This is a genomic window from Devosia sp. 919, from assembly GCF_013185965.1.
Classification (GTDB): Bacteria; Pseudomonadota; Alphaproteobacteria; order Rhizobiales; family Devosiaceae; genus Devosia.
Genome location: NZ_JABAOL010000003.1, coordinates 23,966 through 38,108, shown reverse-complemented (window position 1 = coordinate 38,108; position 14,143 = coordinate 23,966). Strand labels below are relative to the sequence as shown.

Here is a 14,143-nt window from a genome sequence, read left to right as displayed (position 1 = left end):
TCAGGCACCAAGCCCGATCAGCGCTTCCACCACCGCATGCCCGTCCGGCGTGTCCCATTCCGCCGGCCCCTGCAGCACGCCCAGTTCGCACCCGTTTTCGTCCAGCACCAGCGTCACCGGCAGCCCCACCGCCACCGCTTCGCGCTTGAGCCGCTCGAAAGCGGCAAAGCTCGGATCCGCAAACAGCGGCAGATTGGCGAACTGGCCTTCGGCCAAAAACGCGCGCGCCTTGCCGAGCCCGTCTTCCCCGATATCGAGATTGATCGGCAGCACCGCGAAATCGTCCGAATTATATTGGCTCGCCAGCGCATCGAGCGCGGGCATTTCTTCCCGGCACGGCACGCACCAGCTGGCCCAGAAATTGACCAGCAATTTCTTACCCTTGAAGCTCGCAATGCTCATCGGCGCACCCGCATCGTCCTGGAAGGCAAGCGTCGAATAGCCCCGCCCTTCCCCCGTGCCATTGAGCGCAGCGAGTTCCCCCACTGCGGCAAAGTCGATCGCCTCGGCCGCCTCGGCTTGCACCGGGCATTCGCGTGCCTGCCCGGCATTGCCCAGCCACGCCCACGCCGTTATAGAAAGCGCCACCACACCAACTCCAAGTCCCAGCAGCAACCGGAACCGATGGCGAGCTTCGGGGCGGACGGGGCTGGATTGAGTCATGGGATCTCCGGAGAGCAGCAATGAGCAACAAGATGTGGGGCGGCCGGTTTGCATCGGGCCCCGACGCCATCATGGAAGAAATCAACGCCTCGATCGGCTTCGATCAGCGTCTTTTCCCCCAGGATATTGCCGGCTCGATAGCCCATGCCCGCATGCTTGCTGCAACCGGCATTCTGACGCAGGCCGATGCCGACAGCATCACGGCCGGTTTAACCGAGGTGCTGGGCGAGATCGAGAACGGCACCTTCACGTTCTCGCGTTCGCTGGAAGACATCCACATGAATGTGGAATCGCGCTTGCGCGAAAAAATCGGCGATGCCGCCGGGCGCCTCCATACCGCCCGCTCGCGCAATGACCAGGTCGCCACCGATTTCCGCCTTTATGTGCGCGACACCATCGATACGCTCCTCGTCCAGATCCGCGGCCTGCAGCTTGCCCTCGTCACCAAGGCCGAGGACGAAGCCGAAACCATCATGCCCGGCTTTACCCATCTGCAAAACGCCCAGCCGGTGACCTTTGGCCACCATCTCCTGGCCTATGTGGAAATGCTCGGGCGCGATGCCGGCCGGCTCGAAGACGCCCGCAAGCGCCTCAATGAAAACCCACTAGGCTCGGCGGCGCTGGCCGGCACGCCTTATCCCATCGACCGGGACATGACCGCGCAGGCCCTCGGCTTTGATCGCCCCACCGCCAATTCGCTCGATGCCGTGTCCGATCGCGATTTCATCCTCGAAACCCTCGCGGCCGCCGCGATCTGCGCCATGCATCTCTCCCGCTTTGCCGAGGAACTGGTGATCTGGAGCTCGGCCCAGTTCGGCTTCATCAAGCTGTCCGACAAATGGACCACCGGCTCGTCCATCATGCCGCAAAAGCGCAACCCCGATGCCGCCGAACTGGTGCGCGCCAAGGTCGGGCGCATCATCGGCGCCCTGTCGAGCCTTCTCGTTGTCATGAAGGGCCTGCCGCTGGCCTATTCCAAGGACATGCAGGAAGACAAGGAAGTCGCCTTCGACGCCCTCGATGCCCTCTCGCTGTCCCTCGCCGCCATGACCGGCATGGTGGGCGATCTCACCGCCAATCGCGAGCGCATGCACGCGTCGGCCAGCGCCGGCTTTTCCACCGCGACCGACGTCGCCGACTGGCTGGTGCGTCAGGCCAATATCCCCTTCCGCGATGCCCACCACATCACCGGCCAGATCGTCGCCCTCGCCGAAGCCAAGGGTTGCGGGCTCGAGGGCCTCACCATCGAGGATTTCAAATCGGTCGACGAGCGCATCGACAGCCGCATCCACAAGGTCGTGACCGTTGAAGCCTCCGTTGCCGCCCGCAGCAGCTATGGCGGCACCGCGCCAGGCAATGTGGTAACGCAAGCCGCCCGCTGGAAAACCCTCCTCACCGGCCAGCCCGCCGAGCCGCGGGCCCTTGCCAAGAAGAAGGCGCATGGCGGCCATGGCGATGGCGGGGTTGAATAGCAGGGTAAACTGAACCAGTCTTTTACCATCTGAGCCGTTTCCCCGGTCCTGCCCCATCCTGATGGGCGAGCCGGGGAAACCGGCAGGTGAAAGGACCTGGAATGCCCCAAAAACTCCGGCAGATGCGCCTGACCGAGCGCCATGTCGGCTATCTGCAGCCCCCTGAAGTCACCGACATCCTGCCGCCCCCGCCCGAGGGCATGTGGGAAGCCACCCCCGAGGATCACCGCGCCACCCTTGGGCGTCTCCTTGCCGAGCGCGAGGACACCGACGAAATCTGGTTCTTTGCCTATGGCTCGCTGATCTGGCGCCCGGCCTGCGACTTCGTGGAAATGCGCAAGGGCCTGGTGCGCGGCTGGCACCGGTCCTTTTGCCTCGGCTGGAACAATCGCCATCGCGGCAGCCCGGAAAATCCCGGCCTCATGCTGGCGCTCGATCGCGGCGGCTCATGCAATGGCGTGCTGTATCGCCTGCCCCCCGATGCGGTTGAGGCCAATCTCATCAAGTTGCTCGAGCGCGAAATGGCCTGGCTGCCCTCAGCGTTTCCGCCCCGCTGGGTGCGCGCCAAGAGCGGCGAGCGCACCATCACCGCGCTGACCTTTTGCATCGATCGCCATTCCGGCCGCTATGTGAGCGGGCTCTCGGACGAGGCCATTGCCGATGTGCTGGCGCGCGCCGTCGGCACCCGCGGCTCCATGGCCGAATATCTCTTTGCCACCGTCCGGCACCTCGAGGACATGGGCATCCACGACCCCCATCTCTGGCGCCTGCAACACCTCGTCGCCGACCGGATCGAAGCGGTGTACGAAAGCAACGGCTAGGCGCCTTTAGCCCTCGAGCGCCAGCAGCTCCTGCACGCTCTGGCGGCGCCGGATGAGACGCAGCGCCCCATCATCCAGCAGCATTTCCGGGGCAAGCGGACGCGTATTGTAGTTCGACGACATGCTCGCGCCATAAGCGCCCGTATCCCGGATGATCGCAAAGTCTCCCACCGATGGCAGGGCCATGTCGCGGAACTCCACATAGCCCCCATCGGACTGGGTGAAGACGTCGCCTGATTCGCAGAGCGGCCCAGCCACCGCCGCGGCGCCCGCTTCCCCGGTGACAAGGCTGCCATCCCGCCTGACAAAAACGATGTCGTGGTGGCTGCCATACATTGCCGGCCGCGCCAGGTCGCTGAACCCCGCATCGATCAGCACGAAATGGTTGTTGGCGACCTTTTTCACGGCCCGCACTTCGGCAACCAGCACCCCGGCATTGGCGACCAGAAACCGCCCCGGCTCCAGTTCCAGCCGCAGCTTGCTGCCGGTGATGGCCTCGGCTTGCTCGCGCGCCTTGTCCCAGGACGCGTAATATTCGGCAATATCGATCTCGGGCTCACCAGCACGATAGGGCACGGACAGCCCACCCCCGGCGGAAATCGCCTGGAGTGGTCGGTTGGCGCGGCGCACCGCATCGACCATGCTGTCGCACACCCGGTGTAGATGCTGATAGTCGACGCCCGAGCCGATATGCATGTGCAGGCCCACGAGCTTGAGCTCATATTGGTCGACCAGCCGCAGGCACGCTTCGAGCTCGTCATGCCAGATGCCATGCTTGCTCGACGGCCCGCCGGTATTGGTCTTGCGGCTATGGCCGTGCCCGAAACCCGGATTGAGGCGCAACCAGATGGGGTGCCCAGGGCTGGCCTCGCCCACTTGCGCGATCATGTCGGGCGAGCCGCAATTAACCGGAATGCGCAGCTCGATCACCCGCGCCAATGTGGCCGCATCGATGATATCGGCGGTAAAGACGATTTCTTCGGCTTGGGTGCCCGGCTCAAATCCTGCGTGCAGCGCCCGCTCGATCTCGCCCAGCGACACGGCATCCACCATCACGCCCTCGTTGCGCAGCAGGCGCAGGATATGGGTATTGCTGTTCGCCTTCTGGGCAAACCGGATGGTGTCGAATGCCCGCAACTGGGCAACCCGCTGCCGGATCATCTCGGCCTCATAGAGCCAGACCGGAGTGCCCACCTCCTCAGCCGAACGGATGGCAGCCGCGATCAGCTGGGGCGGCAAAGTGTCAGGTCTGGTCACGTGAGGTCTTCCATCTGGCGGGATGGAGCCTGTCTAAACCACGAATGCAGCGCGCGAAAGGGCCCGCCTGCCTTGCCGCTAGCCCACGATCCCGCGGCGAGCGATGCTGACCACTTCCACCGGCTTGCCCGCAAGCGCGTCATCGACCTTGGCCAACAGATCGGCCAGCGAAAACGGCTTGGTAATCACGTCATAGATCAGCGCATCGAGCCCATGGGCCCGTTCGCGCTGATCGGCAAAGCCGGTCATCAAGACGATAATGACCTGCGGATATTGCGCCGCCACCTGCAGCGCCAGCGCGATCCCGTCCATGATCGGCATCTTGATGTCGGACAAAAGGAGGTCGAACCGCCCCCCTTCTTCTTCCATCGTCTCGATCGCCAAACCCCCATCTTCGGCCGCGACCACGTCGTGTCCCTTGATCTCGAGGGCACTAACCACAAAAGCGCGCACCGAAGGATCGTCTTCAGCAACCAGGATTCGGGCCATCAATGCTGCTCCACTTCATGTGCCGGCTCGGCGGCTGCTGCCGGCTCGGCGGCCGCCGCCACCGGACGAGCATCGTCGCCATCGGCCCGGCCGCTGGCAAAGCTCAGCCGGACGCGCTCCGCTTCTGCCGGCGGCACGGTTAACAAGGTTTCCACCAGCGTTTGCTCGCCAGCCTTGAGCATGGGCGCATTTGCCGCCACGCTCCACTCATAAATGCCCGCGCCCGCCCCATTCAGCAGGGTAACCACCAAAGGCGGCACCGGGACCGCGCGATCGCTGGTGCCGGCAATCTGGGCTGAAACCAGCAACACTTCCTTGCCCCCTTGCAGGGTGCGCAGGGTTTTGACCTCACCAAATTCGAGACCAACCACATTCACCGGCAGCCCGGCGGCGCTATAAACCCCGGCGAGCGACGGATACCGCTTCACGATTTCGACGCGCCCCCAAACGGCAAACACCGCCAGCCCTGCCAGCGTCAGCACGCCCAGCACCCGCACCGCGCGGCGCAGCCTGGCCAGTGGCAATTGCGCGTTGACCGCACTTTGCCGCTGGGTGAAATCGCGCTGCCTTTGCCGGATCACGGCGGGATCCACCGCGCCCGCCGGCTCCGACCCCGGCCACTTCCGCCGCTTGGCGCCAGCGGGCATGGGGCTCGCCTCGCGCTCTTCGGCCTCTATGGCCTCGTCGAGCCCGTCTTCGGTCAGGGGGTCGATCGCCACCGGTTCGGGCTCGGGGGACGGCGCCTGGAGCGGCACCTGCCGCCAAGCCTGCTGGCACTGGGCGCACTGCACCTTGCGGCCGGTCGAGCCAATGGCCTCGTAGGTCACCTGGTATTTGGTCTGGCAATGGGGACAGGTGATGATCATGCGGCCGTGATTCTACGGGCAGGACGCCCGCCCCCAACCTAGAAGACGGGGGTTAAGAACCCTCAAACCTTCCACAGGCCCGCCTCCCTTCACATTTGCGCCGCTTTCCTGCCGGCAAAACCCTCCTCGTCTGCGCCATCATGGGGTTAGCCCTGTTATGGTGCGCTAACAGCTGATTCGGCGCGCGCGCCAAAGCCACAGCATTTTTGAACGGTGGGAGCCTGCCGACTTGATCGAGTTTTCCGATGTTGGACTGCGCTACGGCAATGGTCCGGAAATCCTCAAGGACCTCACCTTTTCCATCGAGCCGGGCTCGTTCCATTTCCTGACCGGCCCTTCGGGCGCGGGCAAGACCTCGTTGCTGCGCCTGCTGCTGTTGTCGCTCAAGCCCTCGCGTGGCCGCGTTACCATGTTCGATCAGGACGTGTCAGACTTGACCCAGGACCGCCTGCTGCAGATGCGCCGCCATATCGGCATCGTCTTTCAGGAGTTCCGCCTGCTCGACCACCTCACCACCTATGAAAATGTCGCGCTCCCCCTGCGCGTCCTGGGTCAGGCCGAAAGCGAATACCGGCCCAATGTCACCGAACTGCTGGAATGGGTGGGCCTGGGCGAGCGCATGGACGCGCCCCCCTCGCTCCTCTCGGGTGGTGAAAAGCAGCGGGCCGCCATTGCCCGCGCCGTGATCGCCCGCCCCAAGGTCCTCCTCGCCGACGAGCCCACCGGCAATGTCGATCCCGAGCTCTCGAGCCGGCTGGTGCATCTGTTTGCCGAGCTCAACCGCACCCTTGGTACCACCATTATCCTGGCGACCCACGAACTGCCCCTGCTCGACCAGTTCCCTTATCCCCGCATGCTGCTCTCCAAGGGTGAGTTGGTGATCCATGATTGAGCGCGTCCTGGCCTTCCTGCCCCGCCGCGTTCGTGTCGGTGCTGCCCCCATTGTGCCCGAACGCAGCGTCGCCGGCCGCACGCTGCTGCTCCTCATCACCATCATGAGCTTTTTGTCCGCCGTCACCCTGGGCGGCGTGGTGCTCGTGCAAAAATCGGCCATCGCCTGGTCATCCGATGTGGGCCGCGAAGTCACCATCCAGATCCGCCCCGTCGAGGGCGAGGTGATGGAAAGCAATCTGCGCACCGCCGTATCCCTCGCCCAGGCCACGCCAGGCGTATCCAGCGCCCGCGCCCTCACGCTTGAGGAAAGCCAGAAGCTGCTCGAGCCCTGGCTCGGCGCCGGCCTTGACCTGACCGCCATCGAAGTGCCGCGCCTCGTTGTCGTGCAGCTGGCCGACCCGGTCGATGCCGATGTGGAAAAACTCGCCCGCGACTTGCAGGCGATCAAGGGCGCGAGCCTTGATACCCATGCTGCCTGGCGCCAGCAGCTCAACACCATGGCCGGCACGATCGTTTTTTCCGGCCTGATGATCCTGACGCTGATCGGCGTTGCCACCGTGCTCGCCATCATCTTTGCCACACGCGGCGCCATGGCGACCAATCGCGAAATCGTCGATGTGCTCCATTATATTGGGGCCTCCAACCGGTTCATTGCCGGCGAATTCCAGGGGCGCTTTTTGTCCATTGGCCTTCAGGGCGGCCTTTTGGGTGCCGTCGCCGCAGTGCTGTTTTTCCTGCTGATCGGCACCGCGGCGGGCAATATGATGTCCAACCAGGCCAGCGCTCAGTTCGGCGTCCTGTTCGGGCGCTTTGCCCTGGGCTGGGACGGCATCATCTTCATCATGCTCGTCGTGCCCGTTATTGCCGCGCTGACCGCGGTTACTTCGCGCCACACAGTGCGGCGCTATCTGAGCCAAACCTCCTGATCCCCGCCGCCGCTGCCTAGCGCAGCGGCCGGGATGGACTAGGGGCAATGGAGGCCCCTTTCGCATGGTTATCATCCAGGCACTTCGTTCGGCGCTGTTCTACCTGCTGTTTATCGGGCAAACCGTCCTCGTCGCCATCAGCATCGGCACCATCGCGCTGTTCAACGGGCTCAAGCGCACCCCCGCTGGCTGGGCGCTCGCCAAATACTGGTGCCGCTCCAATCTCGCCATGCTGCGCTGGATCGTCGGGGTCAAAACCGAGGTCACGGGCGCCGAACACATTCCGGCCGGCGGCTGCATCATCGCCGCCAAGCACCAGAGCGACTGGGATGTGTTTGCCATTTTCCCCTATACCGGCCGGCCCGCTTATATCGTCAAGAAGGAGCTGATGCGCATCCCCTTCTTCGGTTGGGCTGCCCGCTCGCTCGATTGCATTGAAGTCGATCGCAAGCGCGGCGCCGAAGCTATTCCTCTGATGATGGCGCAGGCCCACGCCGCTGTCGGCCGCGGCTGCCGCATCGTCATCTTCCCCGAAGGCACGCGACGCGCTCCCCTCGATCCCGCGCAATATCGCCAGGGCGTCGTACGGCTCTACAACGAGCTCAAGGTTCCGGTTGTGCCCGTGGCGCTCAATTCGGGCCTGTTCTGGCCGCGCAACAGCTTTTTGATCTGGCCCGGCACTGCCCAGGCCCGCTTTCTGCCGCCCATTGAAGCGGGACTGCCGCCGGCTGAATTCATGGAGCGACTCAAAATAGCCATCGAGACCGATTCAGATGAACTGATTCTCACGGCGGTCGATCAAGGACTGTCCCGTCCGATCGATCCAGAACTGCGCCGCCGCGTCAACGCGCGCAAACCGGAAAAATCCTGAGGAACCCCAGATATGGGGCCTTTCAGCGTGACAGGACTATATCTAGAACCGATACTGCGAGAGCATTGACTTGACTAAAGTTTTGTTCTAATTTTGTTCTTGTCGCAGCTAAGGACATCGTCCAAATGGCCCCGTCCGCCGAAATCACTGTTCTGGGTGCAGGCTTTGGCCGCGCCACTTACTGGCAAGGCCGCTCGGGCCGGGTTTACGACCTGCTGAGCGAAAATCTCGAGCATTTTTCGGTGGCTGACGACGACCTGTTTTTGGTCGCCAAGGGCGGTCACGCCCTTTGGGTTGGCTCCAGCGAAGACCTCGTCAATGACCCTATGAGCCGTACGCGGTTCCGCCTCGCGCTCGATTGTGCCGATCGCGCCTTCCGCGTGCGCAGCTCGGGCGCCGCAAATGAACGGCTCAGCACGGTTTGGGACCTCGAAGGCGCCGCTCCGCTCCAAACCCGCTCGGCTGCTTAACTCTGCTCAGGCGCGTCCTCGCGCGCCAGCAATTCGGCCAGCGCCATCACCTGCCGGTCCTTGATCCCCAGTTCCGCCAGATGCCGCGCAGTATTGAGCACATAATCGATATTGCGCCCGGATATTCCTGAACTGCGCCGTACCATTTCGAGCTGCCGCTCCAGCGGCAGCCTGCCGGCATATTGCGCATGCCGCTCATCCACCACAAATGCCAGCGCCTGCACCACGCGGCCATCCTCGAGCCGCACCGGCCGGAACACGTCGCGATAAACGCTGGTGACCTGTTCGCGCTCATGCAGATAGGCGCGCACACCGGCCCAGTCCGCCTGCGCAACCTCAAACACCATGCCCCGGCACGAACCACCCCGCGCCAGCCCGAAGACGAGTCCAGGCTGTTCGGGCGTGCCGCGATGGTGAAAGGAATAAATCGACAGCGCCCGATGCGCGCCCCCCAACAGCCCGCCCTGGCTGGACACAAACGGAAAACCCGGGTTCCAGATCAGCGAGCCATAGCCAAAAACCCATTGGGTCGGGGAAGCATTGTCCATGCCCATCCGATTGCACCCGCCTTGCGGCGCAGTCAACGCCCCTCGCGCAAAACCGAGAACTTCGCTTGGGCCTTTACCGGACCGGAGCTAGAAAGGCTCCTATGAGCAAGCGAATCAAAATTCTTCTGGTGGTCGTGGTCGCCGTTCTCCTGATCTGGAGCGTCGCCTGGTACATCATTGCCGGCCAGGTGCGCACCCAGGTCGCGGCCCTCGCCCAGGCCGATGGAGTCACCACCCCGCGTGTCGTTTGCGAAAACCTCAACGTCACCGGCTACCCGTTCCGCTTCGACGTGGATTGCAGCCCCGCCCGCATCACGATCGAGGATGTGAGCGCTGACATCGCCGGCATTCGCGCTAGTGTCCTCGTTTATCGCCCCACCCATGTCCTGGCCTCCGCGCTTGGCCCCCTCAGCGTCAGCGATGCCTTTACCGGCTCGCGCAATGCGCTGGATTGGTCGGGCCTCGAAGCCAGCCTCCGGCTCGATGACTGGCGCATTTCGCGCCTCTCGGTCTCCGCCCATGATTTGGTCTGGACCAATCCCCTCATGGGTGAAGCACCCATCGCCACCGCTACGCTCAGCGAGTTGCACCTGCTCGACATTCCCGAGCAGCACGATCCTGATCGCCATCTGGCTTCGCTCGCCGGTTATGCCCGCACGCAGAACCTGGTTTACCCCGCCCTCACCCTCACCGACACCAACAGCGAAATCCAGCTGGAGCTGACGGGCCTGCCCGATGATGTCCGGATCTGGAACGATCCGCTGCTCTTGCGCACCATGCAGGCGGTGGACGCAACCTTGCGCATCGTGTCGGCCCGCGCCACGGACGGCGCCTCGACCCTGACGGCGGAAGGCGAAATCCAGCTCGATCCGCAGGGCCAGCTCGAAGGCCAGATCAGCATCAATTCCACTGGTGTCGCCGAACGGGTCGGCCCCTATCTGCAGGAGCCCATCCGCACCCTCGTCCTCGGCACCCCGGCGGCCGATGGCAGCCACACCAATATTCTCAGTTTCCGTGCCGGCGGCGTGTTCTCGGGCCTGATACCGATCGGGGCCGTGCCGCCCCTCTTCTGATCAGGCCTTCTCGTCGCCCTCTGCCGCTGGCGGCGCCTCATGGGGCCGCCCGAAATCGGGCGCCGCGGTTTCCTGCCCCGCCGAAATGATCGAGCGCCGGATGGCGCGGGTGCGCGTGAACATGGCCTCGAGCGCCGGACCGTCCCCGGTGCGCACCGCCCGCTGCAACACGGCCAGATCCTCGAGAAACCGCCCCAGCATTTCCAGGACGCCATCGCGATTGGTCAAGAACACGTCGCGCCACATCACCGGATCGGAAGCGGCAATGCGGGTAAAATCGCGGAAACCGGACGCCGAGAACTTGATCACTTCCGATTTGGTATCGGCCTCGAGGTCAGCAACGGTGCCCACGATATTGTAGGCAATGAGATGCGGCACATGGCTGGTGATCGCCAGCACCATGTCATGATGCGCCGCATCCATGCACTCGACCTGGCTGCCCATGGCGCGCCAGAATGCCGAGAGTTTTTCCACCGCGGCCGGGTCCACTTCGGGCCCCGGCGTCAATACGCACCAGCGCCCGGCAAAGAGCTCTGGAAAGCCCGCCGAGGGGCCGGAATGCTCGGTGCCGGCAATCGGGTGCCCCGGGATCAGCTGCACCCCTTCGGGCAAGAGGGGCTGGAGCACCTTGACCACATGTTCCTTGACCGAGCCGACATCGGAAAGAATAGCGCCGGGCGCCAGCGCCGGCGCAATCGCCTCCATCACGCTCTTATAGGCGCCGACAGGGGTGCAGAGGATCACGAGATCGGCGTCGCGCACCGCTTCGGCGGGGTCGAGCGTATAGCTGTCGCCCAGCTGCAGCGCTTCGGCTTCCGCCAGGGTTTCGGGCTTGCGGGTGGAAATGGCGATGTGATCGACCAGCCCCTGCCGCCGCGCTGCCAGCGCAATGGACGAGCCGATCAGGCCAATGCCGATCAGGGCGAGTTTCTTGAACTTCACGCTCATTGCGCCGCTCCCGATTTTAGCACTGCCGCCACGTCGCGCATCGCCTGCTCCGAACCAATGGAAATGCGCAGGCCATTCTCGATGCCATAGGAGGCGCCGACCTCGCGTACGATATAGCCGGCCGCCGCCAGCCGCTCGAAACCGCTGGCCGCTTCGGCCGGCGTTTCGAAGAGGACGAGGATGAAATTGGCCTGGCTCGGCACCACCCGCATGGCATTGCCGGCCAGCTGGGCGCTGAGCCACTCGCGCCACTGGGCATTGTGCTCGCGCAGCCGCTGGGTGAATTCCACGTCGCGCGTTGCCGCCGCCGCCGCCACCTGCCCCGGCAGGTTCACATTGAACGGCCCGCGAATGCGGTTGATCGCGTCAATCACATGCTCGGGCCCCACCATCCAGCCGACCCGCACGGCCGCCAGTCCCATCTTGGAGAAGGTGCGCACCATCACGACATTTTCGTGTGCCGCCACGAGATCCATCCCGACCGAATAATCCGCCGCCGTCACATATTCCGCATAGGCGCTGTCGATCACGAGCAGGATGTCGGGGCGCAGGCCGGCATGCAGCCGCCCCACCTCGGCCGTGTTGAGATAGGTGCCGGTGGGATTGTTGGGATTGGCCAGCCAGACGATCTTGGTGCGCGGCGTAACGGCCGCGAGGATCGCGTCCACATCGGCGCGGTACTCGGGCTCGTCCACCGGCACGATCCGCGCCCCCGCGGCCCGGGTGATGATGGGATAAACCGAAAAGCCATAGCGGTTCATCACCGCCTGGTCGCCCTCACCCAGATAGATTTGCGCCAGCAGATGCAGCAGATCGTCCGAGCCATTGCCACACACAATGCGCGCGGGATCGATGCCATGCACCTCCCCCAGCGCTTCGCGCAACAAGCGCGACGAGCCCTCGGGATAGATCTCGGGATGGCTCACCGCCTCGCGCAGCGCTGCCACCGCCTTGGGGCTCGCGCCCAGCGGCGATTCATTGGCTGAAAGTTTGATGGCCTTGCTGCCCGGCGCGCCGGATTTTCCCGGCAGATAAGGCGCAATCTCGAGAATGCCGGCTTGCGGCGTGGGACGGATGGGATCGGGCATGATTTCGTCTTGGCTGAATTGGGGCGGACCATATGCGCTCGGGCCCCAAAGGCAAAGGGGGCATTGCACCGCAAGCCGAACCTGCTTGGCTACGGCGCGCGGGCCGTCGCGGGGTTGAGCACCGGCACCTTGACGAAGCGTTCCTCGCGCTTGCGCCGCGGCACGGCGGGAAAGGCTTCCTTTCTCGCGCGCACGCAGATCACCCCCGACATTGCGGGTCCCAACAGCCGTCCCGCCCCCTCGAAGAACCGGGTGGATTTGAGCACCAGCGAGGATTGAATGGGCGGCAAGAACAGCCCGTCGCGCCACGCTTCAGGCACGAAGCTGTGGTCCCGCAGCAGTTTTTCCAGCTGACTGCCTGAATAGGGATTGCCCGTACCGAACGGGGTGGTGTCACGCTGCGCCCAGATCCCCCGCCGCCGCGGCACAACGAGGATCAATTCCCCATTGGGCGCGGTGATGCGCCAGAGCTCACGCATCAGCTCTTCGGCATCGGCAATATGCTCGAGCGCATGCACGGCAATGGTCAGATCGATCGCCGCATCGGTCAGCGGCATTTCCAGCGGATCGCACAGCACCGTGCAGCTCGGCCCCTCCCGTGGCCAGGCAGAAGCGCCCTGCCGCGCCGGCATGAAGGCCAGCACCCGCTCGGCCCGCTCCAGCGCAAAGCGCAGATAAGGGGTGGCAAAGCCCAGCCCCAGCACCCGCTTGCGCTCCACCTGCCCCGCCAGCGCAACGACATGTTCGCGCACCAGCGTCCGCGAAATGCGGCCAAGCGGGGATTTATAATATTCGATCAGGCGCACAACATCGCTGGTCATGGGCCCAACTGTGCCAAACCCCGGTGGACTTGTCTAATCGGAGGTTGCCTTCCCCAGCGCGGCTTCCTAGCTAAGGGCACCAGCAACAAGGAGCGGCACCATGGGTTTGATTGTCGAGGTATTTCCGGCACGCGACGACAATTACGGCTATCTGGCCCACGACACCGCCACCGGCCGCACTGCCGCCATCGATGCGCCCGAGGCCGGCCCGATCAAGATGGCGCTGGCCCGCCGCGGCTGGACCTTGTCCGATATCTTCATCACCCACCACCATATCGACCATGTGGAAGCCATTCCGGAACTCAAATCCGAGTTCAACGCCCGCGTCGTTGGTCCGCGCGCCGAAGCGGGCAAGATCGAAGGGCTCGACGAGCTGGTCGAAGCCAGCGACACGGTAACGCTTGGCGAAACCCGGTTCGACGTTTACGCCGCGCCCGGCCATACGCTCGGGCATATCGTCTTTCACGATGCCAAGAACGGTCACCTGTTCAGCGGCGATGCGCTGTTTTCGCTAGGCGTCGGGCGCATGTTCGAAGGCACGCCCGGGCCGATGTGGGAAGGCGTCAAGGCGCTGCGCGACCTGCCCGCCGACACCCTCGTTTATTGCGGCCATGAATATACCGCGAGCAATGCCCGCTTCGCCCTCTCGATCGATCCGGACAACGAAGCGCTCAAGGCACGGGCCGCCGAAGTGACGCGCCTGCGCGAAGCGGGCCTGCCCACCATCCCCTCGCGCCTAGGCGACGAGCGGCTGGCCAATCCGTTCCTGCGCGCCGACGAGCCGGTGCTCGCGCGCTTTTATGGGCTCGAAGGCGCCAGCCCCGGCGAAGTCTTTGCGGCCATCCGCAAGGGCAAGGACAACTTCTAAACGGCTCTAGACTTAACCAAGCCGAGGAAAACCTCCGCTCGCGTGTTAAGAATTTGTTTACCTCTGCG

16 protein-coding genes are annotated in these 14,143 nt (G+C 64.2%); 8 read left to right on the top strand and 8 right to left on the bottom strand.

What is annotated here, in order from left to right:
* Entirely contained in the window at positions 1-663 is a 663-nt protein-coding gene (locus HRQ64_RS18575; protein ID WP_172125571.1) for a TlpA disulfide reductase family protein, read from the bottom strand.
* A 20-nt stretch (positions 664-683) separates the two neighbouring features.
* Here HRQ64_RS18575 and argH point away from each other — a divergent pair, with 20 nt between their 5' ends.
* Both argH and HRQ64_RS18565 read left to right on the top strand, forming a co-directional pair.
* A complete protein-coding gene (gene argH, locus HRQ64_RS18570; protein ID WP_172125569.1) occupies positions 684-2,135 on the top strand; it encodes an argininosuccinate lyase in 1,452 nt (483 codons plus the stop codon).
* Positions 2,136-2,236: 101 nt separating this feature from the next.
* Positions 2,237-2,956 (top strand): gamma-glutamylcyclotransferase, encoded by a 720-nt coding sequence (locus HRQ64_RS18565; RefSeq protein ID WP_172125568.1) that lies wholly within the window; start codon positions 2,237-2,239, stop codon positions 2,954-2,956.
* A gap of 6 nt (positions 2,957-2,962) precedes the next feature.
* Here HRQ64_RS18565 and lysA read toward each other — a convergent pair whose 3' ends face one another.
* The 3 genes from lysA to HRQ64_RS18550 all read right to left on the bottom strand — a co-directional run bounded on the left by lysA (position 2,963) and on the right by HRQ64_RS18550 (position 5,568).
* Positions 2,963-4,213, bottom strand: a complete 1,251-nt coding sequence (gene lysA, locus HRQ64_RS18560) for a diaminopimelate decarboxylase (protein WP_172125566.1) — start codon at positions 4,211-4,213, stop codon at positions 2,963-2,965.
* Between the two features lie 78 nt (positions 4,214-4,291).
* On the bottom strand, positions 4,292-4,702 hold the full coding sequence (locus HRQ64_RS18555; RefSeq protein ID WP_127754672.1) for a response regulator: 411 nt from the start codon (positions 4,700-4,702) through the stop codon (positions 4,292-4,294).
* Entirely contained in the window at positions 4,702-5,568 is an 867-nt protein-coding gene (locus tag HRQ64_RS18550) for a zinc-ribbon domain-containing protein (protein ID WP_172125564.1), read from the bottom strand. The genes HRQ64_RS18555 and HRQ64_RS18550 overlap by 1 nt, the downstream gene beginning before the upstream one ends.
* Positions 5,569-5,797: 229 nt before the next feature.
* On the opposite strand from HRQ64_RS18550, the gene ftsE reads away from it, so the two are divergent.
* The 4 genes from ftsE to HRQ64_RS18530 all read left to right on the top strand — a co-directional run bounded on the left by ftsE (position 5,798) and on the right by HRQ64_RS18530 (position 8,729).
* Entirely contained in the window at positions 5,798-6,460 is a 663-nt protein-coding gene (gene ftsE, locus HRQ64_RS18545; RefSeq protein ID WP_127754674.1) for a cell division ATP-binding protein FtsE, read from the top strand.
* The gene (locus HRQ64_RS18540; protein ID WP_127754675.1) at positions 6,453-7,388 is read left to right on the top strand and encodes an ABC transporter permease; all 936 of its coding nucleotides are present in this window, start codon (positions 6,453-6,455) and stop codon (positions 7,386-7,388) included. The genes ftsE and HRQ64_RS18540 overlap by 8 nt, the downstream gene beginning before the upstream one ends.
* 64 nt (positions 7,389-7,452) lie before the next feature.
* Positions 7,453-8,259, top strand: a complete 807-nt coding sequence (locus tag HRQ64_RS18535) for a lysophospholipid acyltransferase family protein (protein WP_172125562.1) — start codon at positions 7,453-7,455, stop codon at positions 8,257-8,259.
* A 125-nt stretch (positions 8,260-8,384) separates the two neighbouring features.
* Entirely contained in the window at positions 8,385-8,729 is a 345-nt protein-coding gene (locus HRQ64_RS18530; RefSeq protein WP_127754677.1) for a hypothetical protein, read from the top strand.
* Here the strand turns inward: HRQ64_RS18530 and HRQ64_RS18525 are convergent.
* Positions 8,726-9,277 (bottom strand): gamma-glutamylcyclotransferase, encoded by a 552-nt coding sequence (locus HRQ64_RS18525; RefSeq protein WP_248307141.1) that lies wholly within the window; start codon positions 9,275-9,277, stop codon positions 8,726-8,728. The two genes, HRQ64_RS18530 and HRQ64_RS18525, sit on opposite strands and share 4 nt — an antisense overlap.
* A gap of 101 nt (positions 9,278-9,378) precedes the next feature.
* Here HRQ64_RS18525 and HRQ64_RS18520 point away from each other — a divergent pair, with 101 nt between their 5' ends.
* On the top strand, positions 9,379-10,350 hold the full coding sequence (locus HRQ64_RS18520) for a DUF2125 domain-containing protein (RefSeq protein ID WP_172125558.1): 972 nt from the start codon (positions 9,379-9,381) through the stop codon (positions 10,348-10,350).
* Here the strand turns inward: HRQ64_RS18520 and HRQ64_RS18515 are convergent, their stop codons facing one another.
* From HRQ64_RS18515 to HRQ64_RS18505, 3 genes are all read right to left on the bottom strand, one after another.
* The gene (locus tag HRQ64_RS18515) at positions 10,351-11,298 is read right to left on the bottom strand and encodes a prephenate/arogenate dehydrogenase family protein (RefSeq protein ID WP_172125556.1); all 948 of its coding nucleotides are present in this window, start codon (positions 11,296-11,298) and stop codon (positions 10,351-10,353) included. It lies immediately after the preceding gene.
* Positions 11,295-12,386, bottom strand: coding sequence for a histidinol-phosphate transaminase (gene hisC, locus HRQ64_RS18510; RefSeq protein WP_172125554.1), 1,092 nt, complete (start codon positions 12,384-12,386; stop codon positions 11,295-11,297). Before hisC ends, HRQ64_RS18515 begins: the two co-directional genes overlap by 4 nt.
* An 89-nt stretch (positions 12,387-12,475) precedes the next feature.
* Positions 12,476-13,207, bottom strand: coding sequence for a methyltransferase domain-containing protein (locus HRQ64_RS18505; RefSeq protein ID WP_172125552.1), 732 nt, complete (start codon positions 13,205-13,207; stop codon positions 12,476-12,478).
* A gap of 100 nt (positions 13,208-13,307) precedes the next feature.
* Here HRQ64_RS18505 and gloB point away from each other — a divergent pair, with 100 nt between their 5' ends.
* Positions 13,308-14,075, top strand: coding sequence for a hydroxyacylglutathione hydrolase (gene gloB / locus HRQ64_RS18500; protein ID WP_172125550.1), 768 nt, complete (start codon positions 13,308-13,310; stop codon positions 14,073-14,075).
* Positions 14,076-14,143: the final 68 nt, after the last annotated feature.